At 63.1% G+C, this 16,681-nt stretch carries 14 protein-coding genes; 3 read left to right on the forward strand and 11 right to left on the reverse strand.

Annotated features, from left to right (window positions below; genetic code table 11):
- Positions 1-2 precede the first annotated feature (2 nt).
- The 5 genes from EJ076_RS24830 to EJ076_RS24850 form a co-directional block, all read right to left on the reverse strand.
- Entirely contained in the window at positions 3-521 is a 519-nt protein-coding gene (locus EJ076_RS24830; protein WP_126069605.1) for an Rrf2 family transcriptional regulator, read from the reverse strand.
- A gap of 108 nt (positions 522-629) precedes the next feature.
- On the reverse strand, positions 630-1,943 hold the full coding sequence (preA, locus tag EJ076_RS24835; protein ID WP_126069606.1) for an NAD-dependent dihydropyrimidine dehydrogenase subunit PreA: 1,314 nt from the start codon (positions 1,941-1,943) through the stop codon (positions 630-632).
- Between the two features lie 12 nt (positions 1,944-1,955).
- Positions 1,956-2,798, reverse strand: coding sequence for a methyltransferase domain-containing protein (locus EJ076_RS24840; protein ID WP_126069607.1), 843 nt, complete (start codon positions 2,796-2,798; stop codon positions 1,956-1,958).
- Between the two features lie 5 nt (positions 2,799-2,803).
- Positions 2,804-4,159, reverse strand: coding sequence for an NAD(P)-dependent oxidoreductase (locus EJ076_RS24845; protein ID WP_126069608.1), 1,356 nt, complete (start codon positions 4,157-4,159; stop codon positions 2,804-2,806).
- A 120-nt stretch (positions 4,160-4,279) separates the two neighbouring features.
- Positions 4,280-5,017 (reverse strand): gamma-glutamylcyclotransferase, encoded by a 738-nt coding sequence (locus tag EJ076_RS24850; RefSeq protein ID WP_126069609.1) that lies wholly within the window; start codon positions 5,015-5,017, stop codon positions 4,280-4,282.
- A gap of 171 nt (positions 5,018-5,188) precedes the next feature.
- On the opposite strand from EJ076_RS24850, the gene EJ076_RS24855 reads away from it, so the two are divergent.
- A complete protein-coding gene (locus EJ076_RS24855; protein ID WP_126069610.1) occupies positions 5,189-5,965 on the forward strand; it encodes a VOC family protein in 777 nt (258 codons plus the stop codon).
- A gap of 84 nt (positions 5,966-6,049) precedes the next feature.
- Here the strand turns inward: EJ076_RS24855 and EJ076_RS24860 are convergent, their stop codons facing one another.
- The gene (locus tag EJ076_RS24860; RefSeq protein ID WP_206438827.1) at positions 6,050-6,538 is read right to left on the reverse strand and encodes a hypothetical protein; all 489 of its coding nucleotides are present in this window, start codon (positions 6,536-6,538) and stop codon (positions 6,050-6,052) included.
- Between the two features lie 202 nt (positions 6,539-6,740).
- On the opposite strand from EJ076_RS24860, the gene EJ076_RS24865 reads away from it, so the two are divergent.
- On the forward strand, positions 6,741-7,133 hold the full coding sequence (locus tag EJ076_RS24865; RefSeq protein WP_126069611.1) for a DoxX family protein: 393 nt from the start codon (positions 6,741-6,743) through the stop codon (positions 7,131-7,133).
- 34 nt (positions 7,134-7,167) lie between these two features.
- Here the strand turns inward: EJ076_RS24865 and EJ076_RS24870 are convergent, their stop codons facing one another.
- Both EJ076_RS24870 and EJ076_RS24875 read right to left on the reverse strand, forming a co-directional pair.
- Positions 7,168-9,609: an FAD-dependent oxidoreductase gene (locus EJ076_RS24870; protein WP_109668409.1), complete on the reverse strand. Its 2,442-nt coding sequence runs from the start codon at positions 9,607-9,609 to the stop codon at positions 7,168-7,170.
- Between the two features lie 57 nt (positions 9,610-9,666).
- The gene (locus EJ076_RS24875; RefSeq protein WP_164548722.1) at positions 9,667-11,205 is read right to left on the reverse strand and encodes a trimethylamine methyltransferase family protein; all 1,539 of its coding nucleotides are present in this window, start codon (positions 11,203-11,205) and stop codon (positions 9,667-9,669) included.
- 217 nt (positions 11,206-11,422) lie between these two features.
- Between EJ076_RS24875 and EJ076_RS24880 the strand changes: the two genes are divergently transcribed.
- Positions 11,423-12,013, forward strand: a complete 591-nt coding sequence (locus EJ076_RS24880; protein WP_126069613.1) for a transglycosylase SLT domain-containing protein — start codon at positions 11,423-11,425, stop codon at positions 12,011-12,013.
- 34 nt (positions 12,014-12,047) lie between these two features.
- Here EJ076_RS24880 and EJ076_RS24885 read toward each other — a convergent pair whose 3' ends face one another.
- The 3 genes from EJ076_RS24885 to EJ076_RS24895 are packed head-to-tail and all read right to left on the reverse strand — an operon-like array spanning position 12,048 to position 16,504.
- Positions 12,048-14,252: an ABC transporter ATP-binding protein gene (locus EJ076_RS24885; RefSeq protein ID WP_109668415.1), complete on the reverse strand. Its 2,205-nt coding sequence runs from the start codon at positions 14,250-14,252 to the stop codon at positions 12,048-12,050.
- Positions 14,253-14,299: 47 nt separating this feature from the next.
- Complete coding sequence (locus tag EJ076_RS24890; RefSeq protein WP_109668417.1) at positions 14,300-15,457, reverse strand: ABC transporter permease; 1,158 nt, start codon at positions 15,455-15,457, stop codon at positions 14,300-14,302.
- 12 nt (positions 15,458-15,469) lie between these two features.
- Positions 15,470-16,504, reverse strand: coding sequence for an ABC transporter permease (locus EJ076_RS24895; protein WP_109668419.1), 1,035 nt, complete (start codon positions 16,502-16,504; stop codon positions 15,470-15,472).
- Positions 16,505-16,681: the final 177 nt, after the last annotated feature.

Raw genomic sequence — 16,681 nt, forward strand, 5'->3', positions numbered from 1 at the left:
CTTTACGCTTGCTTGGTTGAACTGGATTTCTGCGGCCGCTGATGGCGCTCGACGAAGGCGCAGCTCGCGACAAGCGATCTGGGGTCGCCTTCTGCCGCGTAAGTGGCCACGATATCCGACAGCTTTGCCTCGGCGAGTGCGGCGCGGTAGGCGCGCTCGGCCTTTAGCATCGCGGCATTGATGCCGCAGGGTTTGACATAGGCGGAAGCGTCGAGCTTGACTGGACCGTTGCGGCGGATTTCGCCACAGCGGAAAGCCGGCTCACGCCCTTCCACCGCCAGCACGATATCGAGCAGCGAAATCCGCTCGGCCGGCCGCGCCAGCCGGTAACCGCCGGCCGGTCCCGAGATCGATTCCAGGATGCGCGCCGCGCTCAGCATGTTGAGATGCTTCAGCAGATAGCTCGGCGACAGGCCAAAGGCCTCCGCCATGGCAGCGCCCGCCATGGTGCTGTTGCCCTCGACGCCGGCCAGCATGGCGGCGCAGTGGATGGCTGCTTCAACGCCCTCGCCCAGCTTCATTGTGTCGATCTCCAATTCATGGATATCTCTTATCGTGGATAATTTTTATCTGCAATATGAAAATGAAAACCGGCGCCCGAAGGCGCCGCTTTTTTCGTCGAGGTTCCCCTACTCCGCCGCTACCTTGGCCATCGGATTGTTCGGGTGCGTCGTCCAGTTGGCGTAGATCGACGACACCGGCTTGCCGGTGCGCTGGTCCATCACGCCGGCCGCCAGCGGTTCCATGGTGATGCAGTTCTCGACCGGGCAGACATTGACGCACAGATTGCAGCCGACGCATTCAGCCTCGATCACTTCGAAGTGCCTGACGCCGTCGACCATGCTGGTGATCGCCTGGTGCGAGGTGTCCTCGCAGGCGATGTGGCAGCGGCCGCATTTGATGCAGGCGTCCTGGTCGATACGCGCCTTTGCGACGTAGTTGAGGTTGAGATACTGCCAGTCGGTGACATTGGGCGTGGCGCGGCCGACGATGTCGTCCAGCGAGGCATGGCCCTTCTCGTCCATCCAGTTTTCCAGGCCGGCGATCATCTCCTGCACGATCTTGAAGCCATAGGTCATCGCCGCCGTGCAGACCTGCACATTGCCGGCGCCGAGCGCCATGAACTCGGCCGCGTCGCGCCAGGTGGTGATGCCGCCGATGCCGGAGATCGGCAGGCCGTGCGTTTCAGGATCGCGTGCGATCTCTGCCACCATGTTCATGGCGATCGGCTTCACAGCCGGGCCGCAATAGCCGCCATGCGAACCCTTGCCGTCGATGGTCGGTTGCGGTGCGAAACTATCGAGATCGACGCCGGTGATCGAGTTGATGGTGTTGATCAGCGACACGGCGTCGGTGCCGCCAGCGTGTGCCGCACGCGCGGGCTTGCGCACATCGGTGATGTTGGGCGTCAGCTTGGTGATGACCGGCATGCGGGTGTTCTGCTTGCACCAGCGCACCACCATTTCGATGTATTCCGGCACCTGGCCGACGGCGGCACCCATGCCGCGTTCCGACATGCCGTGCGGGCAGCCGAAATTGAGCTCGATGCCGTCGGCCTCCGTCTCCTCGACCACCGGCAGGATCGCCTTCCAGGCCTCCTCGACGCAGGGTACCATCAGCGAAACGACGATGGCGCGGTCGGGCCAGTCCTTCTTGACCTGCTTGATCTCGCGCAGATTGACCTGCAGGTCGCGGTCGGTGATCAGCTCGATGTTGTTGAGGCCGAGCAGGCGCCGGTCCGCGCCCCAGATCGCGCCATAGCGCGGGCCGTTGACGTTGACCACCGGCGGACCCTCCTCGCCCAGCGTCTTCCACACCACGCCGCCCCAGCCGGCCTTGAAGGCGCGGATGACGTTGTAGGCCTTGTCGGTCGGCGGCGCCGAGGCCAGCCAGAACGGATTTGGCGATTTGATGCCGACGAAATTGTTGCGGATGTCTGCCATGACAGGTCCCTTTCAGCCGAGACGAAGGAGCAGTTCGACGGGTGCGAGAATGCCGCCTTCAAGCGCGGCGGTGATATTGGCGACCTTGGTGCGGGCGTCCTCGCCCATGATCAGGCCGACGCCGGGCGGCGGCTTCCTGCCTTCCGCTTGCGCGGCGGCCATTCGAGCACGTATTGTCGCGAAGAACTCGACGGCAAAAGCGCCGCGTGGCCGTTCAGCGGTCACCGAGAACCCCGCGGCGACTGCCGCCGAGCGATAGTCGTCCGGCGTAGCGACGAAGGACATGGTTTCATCGGACGCCCATGGCAACGGATAGGTCAGCGCTCCGTCCTTCAGCCGCATGACATCGTAGACGGCGAAGACACCGCCCGACCGCAACACGCGGGCAGCCTCGCTCATCAGCTTCGGCTTGTCGGGAAGGTTCATGCCGACATGCAGGATCATTGCCGCATCGAAGCTGGCATCGGCGAATGGCATGTCCAGCGCGCTGCCTTGCACGAAGCGCGTCTTGTCGGCCAATCCGGTTCGCTTCGACAGGCTGGTGGCGATATCGACATAGCTTTGCGTCAGGTCGATGCCGGTAACATCGGCGCCGATGCTGTTCGCGACAAAGCGGGCCGGACCGCCGACACCGGATCCGATATCGAGAAGCTCGGCCCCTGGCTTCAACCCCATCTGATCGATGAGTTCCCTGGTGGCGGCGACACCGCCAATATGGAATTCGTCGACCGCTTCGAGATCGCCGGCACGCAGATGGGCAATTTCCACGCCGGTATCGGCGAGCGCGGCAAGGATCCGCTGCTCCAGACCCGATATGTCGTAGTGACGGGCGATGCCCGGTTCCACCGTGGCCATGATCCTTATCCCTGCGTCAGACTCCTGTTGATGCTCTCCGCCGCGTCGCGGCCTTGCGCCACGGCCGAGACGGTCAGGTCGTCGCCGCCGAAGATGCAGTCGCCGCCGGCCCAGACCTTCGCCAGCGAGGTGCGTCCTTCCGCATCGACCTTGATGCGGCCGGCTTCGAGGTCGATGGAGGCGCCGCTGCCGTTGAGTGCGGCCGGCACAAAACTCTGGCCAATCGCCTTGAACACCTGGTCGGCAACGAGCGTAAGCCGCTCACCGGTGCCGGCAAGCTTGTCGCCGTTCAGGGCGGTGTATTCGAGCTCGATGGCCGACACCTTGCCGCCCTCGGCGATCACCCGCTTCGGCTGCAGCCAGTGGCGGATGGTGACGCCATTGGCGGCGGCCAGATCCTGTTCGAACCCGGAAGCGTTCATGTGCTCCTGGCCGCGCCGATAGCAGATCGTCACCTCCTCGGCGCCAAGCAGTTTCGACTGCACGGCGGCGTCGATGGCGGTCATGCCGCCGCCGATGACGACGACGCGGCGGCCAACCGGCAGGCCGGAAAGGTCACTGGCCTGGCGCAGTTCGGCAATGAACTCGACCGCATTGATGACGCCGTCGGCGTCCTCGCCATCGGCGCGCAGCGCATTGACGCCGCCAAGCCCCATGCCGAGAAACACCGCGTCGTAATTGCGGATCAGGTCGGACAGCTGGTAGTCGCTGCCGAGCGCCTTGCCGTTCTGGATGTCGATGCCGCCGATCGCGGTCACGTAATCGACTTCGGCCTGGGCGAAATTGTCGACGCTCTTGTAGGCGGCGATGCCGTATTCGTTGAGGCCGCCGGCCTTCGGCCGCGCTTCGAGGATGGTCACGTCATGGCCATGGCGGGCGAGCCGATGCGCGGCGGCAAGCCCGGCCGGGCCGGCGCCGACCACGGCGACCGTCTTCCCGGTCGGCTCGGCGCGCGGATAAAACTGCTTGTTCTCGCCCATGGCGACATCGGTGGCATAGCGCTGCAAGCGGCCGATCTGCACCGGCTTGCCTTCCGCCACCTCGCGCACGCAGACTTCTTCGCACAGCGTCTCGGTCGGGCAGACGCGCGCGCACATGCCGCCCAGGATGTTCTGGTCGAAGATGGTCTTGGCCGAACCGATCGGATTGCCGGTCGAGATCTGGCGGATGAACAGCGGAATGTCGATCGAGGTCGGGCATGCATTCATGCACGGCGCGTCGTAGCAGAAATAGCAGCGGTCGGATTCGACCAGCGCCTCGTGATGATCGAGCGGCGGGTGCAGGTCGGAAAAATTGTCCGCATACTGGTCGGCCGAGAGCCTGCCGCCTGCAATGCCTTCCCTGAATTGGCCTTCTGGCATCGTCAGTTCCCCATGTTTTGTTTTGGGGAAGGCTAGCACGTTTTATTTTTTTATCAATTGGTCAATTTTCGACGCAAGCCCCTGAAAAGGCTGGACAATAACATGATTTTTTCACTCATGTTATTGCGACTGCGGTTGCGTTTGCAGCGGGAGCGAATGGGCGGGCTCAAGTCCGTGGCCATGGATAGCCCGGACCTCCTCCGCGACCAGTTGCTGCAATCGCCACAGGTTGCGGTCGTGGATGCCGAACGCTTCGAGGTGGCTGACTGTGTTGTAGAGATATTCGGCGCCGGAGCCGATATGCCCGCAGGCTCTGGCCAGCACGCTCGCCACCTTGTCCAGCGGCTGGTTCAGCGACGTTCCCCTGCCCTTCACGCCGACCCAGAAGCCAAGCGCGCGCAGTGCTCCTTGCGGCGTATGCACCGGCAGCCACCTGACCGTATCGACACTTTCATGGTCGCTGATCTCGCGCCGCAGCAGCCTTTCGATCTGGGCCGGCTTTTCGCCCTCCGGCAAGCGATAGATCACCCCCTTGCAGCGTCCGCCGCGTTCGAGCGCCATCATCAAACCCGGCTGTTCGGCGCTGCCGCGCCAACGCACCATGTCGAGGCAGAAAGAACGGTGCCAGCCAAAGGCGGTGGCGAGCTGTTGCTCGACCGATTCGAATTCCGGCTTCCAGATCAGCGATCCGTAAGCGAACACCCATAGCGGGCCCTCGTCGGCTTCATCGGACAGCCGCAAGGCAAGGGCCCGGAAATCCTCGTCGTTCAACTCCGTCCAGCTCGGGTCCGGACCGGGATCGGCCTCTTCCCGATGGCACAGTGCGACAAGCTCGGGCGTGAGCGACATCAAGCGCATGAACGACAACCCCTCATCACCGCAGAGAAATCGAAAACCGCGGGGCGCGCAACCGGGGAACGCTTGTTGCGTTCGACCATTATTGTCCGGGCGGCTGTCGGATTTCTGTCGTGAAGATCGTCCTAGGATGGATTGGACGACGATCGATGCATGAAAGGTGAGGAGACCGAAATGCCAAAATCCCCCATGCCCTTCTTCTGGTACGAGTTGATGACATCAGATCTCGACGCCGCCGAGGCGTTCTACCCCAAGGTGGTTGGCTGGACGGCGCAGCCTTTCGACGTGGCGCCCGGCATGCCGCGCTATGTCGTCATGAATGTCGGCGAACGTGGCGTCGGCGGCCTGATGACGATGCCCGAGGATGCCGCCAAGATGGGCATGCCGCCCGCCTGGCTCGGCTATATCCACACCAAGGATGTCGATGCCGCAACGGCATCACTGGAGGAAGCCGGCGGCACCGTTCATCGCCAGCCCGACGACATTCCCGGCGTCGGCCGCTTTGCCGTCGTCGCCGATCCGCAGGGCGCGACCTTCATGTTCCTGCAGCCGAACGGTCCGGACCAGCCTGTCGTGCCGGCCAGCACGCCGGGCCATATCGGCTGGCACGAGCTTTACACAAGTGACTGGAAGGCCGCGTTCGATTTCTATTCCAAGCAGTTCGGCTGGGTCGATGCCGGCGATTTCGACATGGGCCCGATGGGCACCTACCAGACCTTCACGGCCGGCCCCGAATCCGGCGGCGGCATCATGAACAAGCCGCAGCAGATCCCCGTGCCGGTCTGGCAGTTCTACTTCAATGTTCCGGCCATCGATGCGGCGGCCAAACGGGTGACCGACAATGGCGGCAAGATCCTGATGGGGCCGATGGAGGTCCCCGGCGGCAGTTGGGTCGTGCAGTGCCAGGACCCGCAAGGCGCACACTTCGCCTTGATGGCGCCGGTCCGCTGACGGCGATAAACACCGCTGGTACAAAGCGCCGGCCCTTCATCGCACCACCGATGAAGGGCTGTATTCCTCTGCTTGGCGACCGATTTATTCCGGCGCCAGCACCGCGACCTTCAGGTCCGCCTTTTTCGCACCGCTGAACTGGACGGTGGCCGGGCCGGGCGCAAGCTTGAAGCGCACGCTCTTGCGGATGCCGGGGCAGGTTTTCACGCCGCTATAGCCCGCCGACTTGATGGCGTGGCCATCCTGAATAACATCGACCCAGGCCTCGCCTGACAGACTTATCTGGATGGCTCCCTCAGGCGGCACTTCCACGCTGGCGACGGCGCCAAACGTGTCCGAGGCCGGGGCACGTTCGGGTGCCAGTGCGAAGCCGGCCTTCTCCACCGGCACAAGTGCCAGATCCGCGGCAGCGCCCACCGCCAGCGTTGCTCCCGACGGTGTTGCCGGGGCGGCGGCAAACAGCGCCTGTTCCCGCGTCACCGGCCATTTGAAGGCCTCACAGCCGGCCTCCTCGGCTATGGCGAAGCTGGTACTTGCAAGGATAGCGAACAGGCTGATGAAGAGTTTTTTCATGGCAAAGGGAACCCACATGTTCGGAATAGCCATCCATCGATACAACCATTGCGATACAAATGCAACCTTGACGAGAAAAATATGAAGGGTCAGGGCGGGAACATTTCCGGTCACCGATTGTTGATGGCGGACCATGGGAAGTGAATGGTCCATTTCCGGGCGATAATCTATGGCCGGTCCGCGAGGCTAAACGGAGTTTTAGATGAAGCTTTTCGAAAGCCTCGCCAAATACCAGCCGCAAGCCCTGGGCGTGCTGCGCATCGTGACCGCGCTGCAATTCATCGAACACGGCACCCAGAAATTGTTCAATTTTCCTGTCAGCGACCAACCCCATGCGCTCACTGGGTTGACGATCGCCGCTGGAATTCTCGAATTCGCCGGCGGCATTCTGCTGGCGCTGGGCCTGTTCACCCGGCCTGTCGCGTTCCTTCTGGCCGGCGAAATGGCGATCGCGTATTTCATGGCGCACATGCCGCGCGACTTCTTCCCGGTCAACAACGGCGGCGATTTGGCAATCTCGTTCTGCTTCATCTTCCTTTATCTGTTCTTTGCCGGCGCCGGCGCCTTCGCGCTGGACAACCGCCGCAGCACGTAGCACCTTGATAATTTGAATAATGCGCGCCTAGGCTTCAGGCGCGCATCCTTTCGAAATTGGCGTCGAACAGCGGCGCCGGCTGCATGCGCGCCGCATGGCGTTTGCCCAGCAACTCGATCTCGAAGCCGTCGCTCTCATCGGCGATCTCCTTCGGCACGTAGCCGACGGCGACGGATTTCTTCGAGTGATGCGCATAGCCGCCCGAGGTCACCCAGCCGCGCACCGCACCATCGAACCAGATCGGCTCGTCGCCGATGACATCGGCGTCGTCGGCCTCGACGATGAAGGCACGCAGGCGCAATTTGCCGCCCTGCTTGCGCTCGGCGAGAGCCGCGGCCTTGCCGATGAAGTCGGCGTCCTTGCCATAGGCGACGAAGCGGTCGAGCCCGGCTTCCAGCGGCCCGTAGATCGGCCGGTATTCGCGCGCCCATGAGCCGTAGTTCTTCTCCAGCCGCAGCGCGTTGAGCGCACGCGAGCCGAACAGGCCGATGCCGAATTCCTCGCCCGCAGCCATCAGGGCCTGGAAGGCGGCGCGCTGATACTCCGGCGCTACCCACATCTCGTAGCCGAGATCGCCGGTGTAGCTGACGCGGCCGACCAGGCACGGCGCCATGCCGATATCCATCCTGCCAATGGCCATGAATGGAAATGCCGTATTGGAGACATCCGAGCGTGTGGCCTTTGCCAGCACATCGCGCGCCTTCGGCCCGGCGATCGACAGGCCGGTGAGCTTCGCGCCCAGTGCCTCGATGCGCACCGAACCATCATCAGGCAGGTGCTTTTCGAACCAGCGCATATGGTATTGCTCAGCGATGCCCGAACCGGCGAGGAACCAGCCTTCCCCATCTCGATCAAGAGGGGCAAGATTGGCCAGCGTGAAGTCGCCGATCAGCCTGCCATCTTCCTTCAGCATAGGCGCCAGCGTCATGCGGCCGGGCTTCGGCAGCTTGCAGGCAAGCATCCGGTCGAGCCAGGCGGCCGCCCCCTCGCCCGTCACCTTGTATTTGGCGAAGCTCGAAATCTCGGACAGGCCGACGCCGTCACGAACGGTCGCAACCTCCTTGGCGACCTGGGTGAAGTCGCTCGAGCGACGCCAGGAGAACTCGTCCTTGACGCCCTCCGGCGCGTACCAGAGCGGCACCTCCAGCCCGTAAGCAACGCCCCATTGCGCACCCTTGGCCGACAGCAGGTCGTAGATCGGCGTCGTCTTCAGCGGCCGCCCGGCGGGCAGCTCCTCATTGGGGAAGCGGATCGAAAAGCGTCTGGAATAATTCTCGCGCACCTTGGCGTTGGTGTAGGCCATCGTCGCCCAGTCGCCGTAGCGCGCGACATCCATCGCCCAGATGTCGGCGCCGGGATCGCCCTCGATCATCCAGTTGGACAGCGCCAGGCCGACGCCGCCGCCCTGCGAAAAACCGGCCATGACGCCGCAGGCGACCCAGAATCCAGGCAGCCCGCGCACCGGCCCGACCAGCGGGTTGCCGTCCGGCGCGAAGGTGAAAGGGCCGTTGATGATCTGCTTGATGCCGGTGTTCTGGAAGGCCGGGAAATGCCGGAACCCAACCTCCAGCGACGGCGCGATGCGGTCGATGTCGGGCGCCAGCAATTCATGGCCGAAATTCCACGGCGTCTGGTATTCGGACCACGGCTTGTTGGCCTTCTCATAGGTGCCCATCAGCATGCCGCCGCGCTCCTGGCGCAGATAGAGCTCGCCGTCGAAATCGACCGCGTGGATGATCTCCGTGCCGGTCTTGGCGTTCCAGGCGGCTACCTCCGGCATATCCTCGGTGATCAGGTACATGTGCTCCATCGCCAGCACTGGCAGTTCGAGGCCAACCATGCGGCCGACCTCGCGTGCCCACAGGCCGCCGGCATTGACGACATGCTCGGCCACCACCTCGCCCTTGTTGGTGATGACCCGCCACAGCCCGTCGGCGCGCCGCACGATGTCCTCGACCTTGGTGAAGCGCTCGACCTCGGCGCCCAACTTCCGTGCGGCCTTGGCATAGGCATGGGTGACGCCCGACGGATCGAGATGGCCGTCCTCCTTGTTCCTGACGGCGCCAACGAACTGCTTGGGATCGAGCAGCGGCATGAGTTCGGCCGCTTCGTTGGGTGAGATCTCCTCGAGCTCGATGCCGAGATAGCGGCCCTTGGCAACAACACCGCGCAGCCAGTCGAGCCGCGCCTCGGTCGCCGCCAGCAGCACACCTCCGGTCAGATGCACGCCGGTCGCCTGGCCGGAAAGCTCCTCGATCTCCTTGTAGAGGCTAATCGTGTATTTCTGCAGCTTGGCGACGTTGGGGTCACCGTTGATGGTGTGCATGCCGCCGGCCGCGTGCCAGGTCGAGCCGGATGTCAGTTCGTCGCGCTCCAGCAGGACAACATCGGTCCAACCATGGCGGGCAAGATGGAACAGCACGGAGCACCCGACGACGCCACCGCCAATGACCACGACCTTCGCATGCGATTTCATGGATTCTTCTCTGATATCAGTGAGTTGGATGGGTGAATGGATTCAAGCTGCGAGGCATCACGGCTCGCCCTGCCCGATCGCTTCCTTGCGCTTGGCCATGTAAGCCTCCAGCGCCTCGCGCACGGCGATATCCATCACCGGCTCGACATAGTCCTCCAGCGCCTTCTTCCACAGTCGCGTCGCGCGCGCCGTGGCGTCGAGCCCGCCGGCCTCCTGCCAGGCCTCGTAATTCTGCCAGTTGGACAGCATCGGCTGGTAGAAGGCGGTGGCGTAGCGCTCCAGCGTGTGCGGTTCGCCGAAGAAATGCCCGCCGGTCGGCACGGCGCCCAGCGCCTCGACGGCAAGTTCCGCCTCGTTGACCTCGATCGGGCGCAGAAACTCCATCATGTGCTGGATCATCTCGACGTCGATGATGAGTTTTTCGAACGACGCCGTCAGCCCGCCCTCCTGCCAGCCGGCGGCGTGGTAGACGAGATTGCCATGGCCGAGCACCGCGCCCCACAGCGCCATCAGCGTCTCATAGGCGCCTTGCGCATCGGCGGCGTTGGAAGCCGAGCCCGGCGTCGTGCGGTACGGAAGCCCGTAGCGCCGCGCCAGTTGCCCCGACGCTATGTTGGCCTTGGTATTCTCGGGCGTGCCGAAGGCCGGCGCGCCCGACTTCATGTCGACATTGGAGGTGAAGGCGCCATACATCACCGGCGCGCCGGGCCGCACCAGCTGCGTCAGCACGACGCCGAACAGCGCCTCGGCATTCTGCTGCGCCAGCGCCCCGGCCAGCGTCACCGGGCTCATCGCTCCCATCAGCGTGAACGGCGTCACCGCCACCGACTGGCCGAACTCGGCCATCGTCATCAGCCCTTCGGCCATCATCTCGTCGAAGCGGCGCGGTGAGTTGACCGAGATGATGGTGGTGATGCCGGGATCGTCGCGCATCTGGTCGAGCGTCAGCCCACGTGCGATGGCCATCATCTCGATGCCGTCCAGTGCCCTGCCCCGGCCGATCGCCGAGACATGGAAACTCTTGTCGGTGAGCGTCAGGTTGGTGAAATAGGTGTCGAGATGGCGGGAGTTGGCCGGCAGTTCCACCGGCGCGCAGACCTGGTTGCCGAGCATGTGGATGCAGTTGAAATGCTGCGCCAGCCGGGTGAGATCCGAATAATCGCGCAAATTGCCGGCGCGGCGGCCGCGCTCCATGTCGTGCACATTGGGCGGCCCGGCAACGAGCGTGAAATTGATGGTGTTGCCGCCGAGATGAACCGCGTTGGCCGGGTTGCGCGGCGTCAATACATAGCTGGACTGGGTGGTCTTCAGCGCGTCTTCGACCAGGCCGCGATCAATACGGACATTCGCCGAGGCATGATCGACGCTGGCGCCTGCCTTCTCGAACAGCCACAGCGCCCGCGGGCTCATCACCTCGATGCCGAAATTCTCCAAGATGTGCATCGAAGCCTGGTGGATCTGCTCGATCTGGTCGGGCGAGAGCATGGCCATCGGCGGATAGGGATTTGTCACCCGCCTGAGCGGCAGTTGCGGGATGGCCGACGGGCCCCTGTTGCTGGTGCGCTCGGCGCCGCGTTTGCGTCTTGGTTCGTTCATGCCTGGCATCAAAGCCCCGGCAAACCAGGCAAGCTGTCAGAAATACGCCGTTTGCGGGCGTGATTTTAGCCACGGCGGCATTTCTGCAATATCTGTTTAGAAAAAGCGACAAAATATGTCGGATTGCGGGCGCGGGATTTCCTGAAGGGACTGCTCCGGCCAAGCGTTAACGGACGCTGCAAGATTCCCTTTATGATTTCGGCCTATTGCTCTGCCAATGCGTAGTTCGAGTTTTAGTAAAATTGGTGCGGTTTGCGTGCTCCTGGCGCTTTCAGCCTGCGCCACGCCGCCCAATCACATCAACAATGTCTGCGCCGTCTTCGACCAGAATGACGGCTGGTTCGACAACTGGCAGTCGGCCGCCGAGCGCACCCAGCAGAAATACAGCATCCCCGTTCCCGTGCTGATGGCAACGGTGCGCAAGGAATCCGGCTTCAAGAGCAATGCCCGGCCGCCACGCACCAAGCTGCTCGGCTTCATTCCGTGGAAGCATGTCTCGACGGCCACCGGCTTCTCGCAGGCACTGGACGGCACCTGGTCGCAATATCAGCGCGAGACCGGCAACTGGGCAGCGCGGCGGACGAAATTCGCCGATGCGGTCGATTTCGTCGGCTGGTATCATTCCAAGACCGCTGACACGTACGGCGTCGCCCGCAACGACACCTACAATCTCTACCTTGCCTACTATCTCGGCTGGACCGCCTATGGCCGCGGCAACCGCGGCGACGCCGGAGTGCAGGGCTATGCCCGCGCCACCGAAAAGATGTCGCGGGACTATGCGCAGCAACTGAGTGAGTGCGGCAACTGAACGCTCCGCATCACTGATCTCGACCTTCCGACCGTCAGCTCGGCTTTTTGCCGCGCGGACGCTTCGGTGGGGTGGCAGTCGGGCCTGTATCCGTCACATGCGGCGCGTCTTCCGGCACACCCTCATTTGCCGCGTGTTCCTTGTCGAACTTGATCACCGGCTCCATCTTGGCCAACACGTCGTCGGAGAGCCAGCACAGGCTCATATGGCCGTCGCCGAGATGCTTGACCGGCGGCACCTTGGTCTCGCACAGATTGTCCGGCACCAGCTTCTTGTAGCCGCAGCGGGTCTGGAACGGACAGCCCGAGGGCGGGTTCATCGCCGACGGGATGTCGCCTTCCAGCACGATGTGGCGCTTCACCACGCTGGTGTCGGCGATCGGGATCGCCGACAGCAGTGCCTCGGTATAGGGGTGATAGGGCGGCGCGAAGATCTGGTCGGTCGTGCCTTGCTCGACGATATAGCCGAGATACATGACGACGACGCGGTCGGCGATGTAGCGCACGACGGACAGATCGTGGCTGATGAACAGCATCGTCGTCTTGTTCTTGCGCTGGATGTCCATCAGCAGTTCGGTCACCGCCGCCTGCACCGACACGTCGAGCGCCGACACCGGCTCATCGGCCACCACCACCTTGGCGTCGCCGGCAAAGGCCCGCGCCACGCCGATGCGCTGCTTCTGGCCGCCCGAAAGCTGGCGCGGCTTGCGGGTCTCGAACGCCCTTGGCAGCTTCACCAGGTCGAGCAGTTCCAGCATGCGCTTGCGGCGATCGGCAACCGTCTTGCCGACATTGAACTTCTCCAGCGTACGGATGATCTGCGAACCGACCGAATGGCTGGGATTGAGCGTGTCGAACGGGTTCTGGAACACCATCTGTATCGACGATACGGTTTCAACGCTGCGTTTCTCGATACCGGTCGACTGGATTTCCTTATTGCCCAGCGTCACCGTGCCGGCACTTGCCGTCTCCAGCCCGAGCAGCACCTTGGCCAGCGTCGACTTTCCGCAGCCGGATTCGCCGACGATGGCGACTGTCTCGGATTCGCGCGCCATGAACGAGATCGTCTCGTTGGCCTTGACGACGCGGCCCTCGCTCGAGCCGAACACCTCGCTGCCGCCGACCTTGTAGTATTTTCTGAGGTCTTCGATCTTGAGCACCGGTGCGCCGGGCACGACGCGCTCATTGACTTTCTTGGCGCCGGGCGGCAGCGCTTCCCAGTCGATCTCGTTGAAGCGCACGCAGCGCGAGAAATGGCCTTCGTGCCCAGCGACCTCGATCATCGGGATTTCGGCGGCGTTGCAGACGCCCTCGACGAAATGGTGGCAGCGCGGGCCGAAATTGCAGCCCTTGGGCCGCTCATGCGGCAGCGGCAATTGTCCGGGGATGGAGATCAGCGGCCGTGAATTCTTATCGGCGCCCGGCAGCGGGATCGAGCGGAACAGCCCTTGCGTATAGGGATGGCGCATCCGGTCGAACACGTCCTTGATCTTGCCGGTCTCGACCGCTTCGCCCGAATACATCACCGTGATGCGGTCGCAGGTTTCCAGGATCAGGCCGAGATTGTGCGAGACAAAGATCATCGATGTGCCGAACTTTTCGCCGAGCCCCTTGACCAGGTCGACAATGCCCGCCTCGACCGTCACGTCGAGCGCCGTCGTCGGCTCGTCGAGCAAAAGCAGCGCCGGCTTCGACAGCAGCGCCATGGCAATGACGATGCGCTGCTGCTGGCCACCCGAAAGCTGGTGCGGATAGGAGCGCATCATGCGCTCGGGATCGGGCAGCTTGACCGAGCGCACCATGTCGAGTGCGCGCTTGTAGGCCTCTTCCTTCGACACCTTGTCGTGGATCAGCGGCACTTCCATCAATTGCTGGCCGACCTTCATCGCCGGGTTGAGGCTCGCCATCGGCTCCTGGTAGATCATCGCGATCTTGTTGCCGCGAATGGAGCGCAACTCCTCGTCGGAGAGCTCGCCCATGTCCTTGCCCTGGAACTTGATCTTGCCGCCGACGATCTTCCCGATGTTGGACAGGTCGCGCATGATGCCGAGCGACACGGTCGACTTGCCGCAGCCGGATTCGCCGACGATACCCATCGCCTCGCCCGGCATCACAGTGCAGGAAAAATCCATGACGGCCGGGATCTCGCCCTTGCGGGTGAAGAAGGAGATCGACAGGTTCTCGATCTCGATGATAGGCCCATTGGCCGGCTTGGCGGGATTTCGAACTGCCTCGTTCATGGGTCGCTCCAATCCAATTTTACCAGATGCGGGCCGAAGCCCGTCAATCAATCTTTCATCGATTGTTCGCGCAGCGAGTCGGCGAGCAGGTTCAAGCCCAGCACGAACGACATCAGCGCGATCGTCGGCGGCAGCGCCGGATGGATGAAGGAACGCAGCAGGCGGCTCGCGTCCTTGATCGCGGTGCCCCAGTCTGGACTTTCCGGCGCCAGGCCAAGGCCGAAATAACCGAGCGTGCCGAGCAGGATCGTGGTGTAGCCGATACGCAGGCAGGCATCGACGATCAGCGGACCGCGCGCATTGGGCAGGATCTCCCACAGCATGATGTACCAGGGCGATTCACCGCGCGTCTGCGCCGCCGCCACATAGTCGCGCGTCTTGATGTCCATCACCAGGCCACGCACGATGCGGAACACGCCGGGGCTGGAGGCGAACACCACCGCCACGAAGATGTTGAGCTGGTTGGGATCGATATGGACGATGTGCAGCGGGTCCCTGTCGAACACAAGGCCGAGGTAGATCCAGCCGCCGAGGATCAGGGTGATGCCGAGCAGGATGTAGAGTCGGTCGGGCCGGTTCTTGTAGCGCGTCCAGAACAGCACGCTGAAGAAGATGATCGGGAACAGGAAGAAGACGCCGGCCATGCCATAGGGGATCGGCGTGTCCATGATGCCCGGCGTCACCAGCAGGTAGAACAGCAGGATCACCGGGAAGGCGAGCACAAGGTTGGCCAGGAACGACAGCACGGTGTCGATCTTGCCGCCGTAATAGCCCGCGGGCAGGCCGAGCGTGATGCCGACCATCAGCGCGAAGCCGGTTGCGGCAGGCGCGATGATCAGCACGATCTGGCTGCCATAGACCATGCGCGAAAACACGTCGCGCGCCAGCTTGTCGCCGCCGAACAGATAGGTCAGCCCCGATTGCGGTTCGACGGCGCCCGGCAGCACATCCTTCATGATGGGAATCTGGGCCAGCGGATCGAAGGGCGAGATGGTCGCGGCGAAGATCGCCGTGAACAGCCAGAACAGACAGATGCCGACGCCGACGATACCGACGCCGCTGTCGAAGAGCTGGCCGTAGAGCGCCAGCTTCTTCTTGTAGGCGAAGCTCGTCCCCATGACGATGACGAGCGCGATCCAGACCGGCCAGAAGCGCGACAGCACTTCGAGAACGACGGTGAAGCCACTGATATATTGAACCGGCATCCGCTTCGCCCCCTACTGAACTCTGATACGCGGATTGAGAAACGCGTAGCCGACATCCGAAATGAGCTGCGTGATCAAGACGATGAACACCGAGACCAGCGAGCAGCCGAGCAAAAGGTCGATGTCGTTGTTACCGGCCGCCTCGACCAGCGTGTAGCCGAACCCCTGGTAGCGGAACATCACCTCGACGATGACGACGCCGGTGAGCAGCCAGGGAAACTGCAGCATGATGACGGTGAACGGCGCGATCAGCGCGTTGCGCAACGCATGTTTGACCACCACGCTGCCGAAGGAGAGACCCTTCAATCGAGCGGTGCGGATATATTGCTGCGTCATCACTTCGACCATCGAAGCGCGCGTCATGCGGGCGATGTAGCCGATGCCGTAGATCGCCAGCGTCATCACCGGAAGCGTGAAATTGTAGAAAGTGATGCCCTGGCTGGCCGAGGCCGCCGAGCCGTTCAGCCAGCCGAGCCATGAGGCGAAGATGACGGTGAAGATGACGCCCGACACATATTCAGGCGTCGCCGTCGAGGCGATCGAGGCCACCGACAGCACGCGGTCGGTTCGCGACCCCTCGCGCATGCCGGCGAGAATGCCGATCAGCAGCGAGATCGGCACCATCACCGCCAGCACCCAGAACATCAGGATGCCGGTGGCGCCGAGCGCGGGAAACAGTTTCGAGGCGACGGTTGCCTTGAACTTGGTCGAGCAGCCGAAGTCGCCTTCGAGAACACCGGAGAAGGTCGACACGAGCGGGTCGTTGCAGAAGGAGAAACGCTGCGCCGGCTTGCCGGTCGCCGGGTCGGTCACCGGCTGCTTGGGCACGAGGCCCAGCCACTGCCCATAGCGGACAAAGAAGTTCTGCCGGTAGCCATGGTTGACCAGCCAGCTCTCGAGCTGCTCGGCCGACGTGTGCATTTCGGTCTGGCTGATCGCCAGCTTCTTCAGATTGGGTTCGAGGTTGATCAGGAAGAAGACGACCATGGTCAGGCACAGCATCGTCAATGCCATGGTGCCAAGACGCCTGATAACGAAGGAAAGCATGGCGGCCCCCTGCCGATGGGTTGGGGTTTGAGCCGGCTATGAAAACCAACCCTGCCGTGACCGGCGGGGCTGGCTGTCAAACAGGCCTTCGGATGCGATCAACCCTGTTTTTGTTGCATGACCTTGCCCGCGAGTCCGCAACTTTTTTGAGAAAGCGCGGACCAACAGGGACGGACG

This window comes from Mesorhizobium sp. M7D.F.Ca.US.005.01.1.1, from assembly GCF_003952545.1.
GTDB lineage: Bacteria > Pseudomonadota > Alphaproteobacteria > Rhizobiales > Rhizobiaceae > Mesorhizobium > Mesorhizobium loti.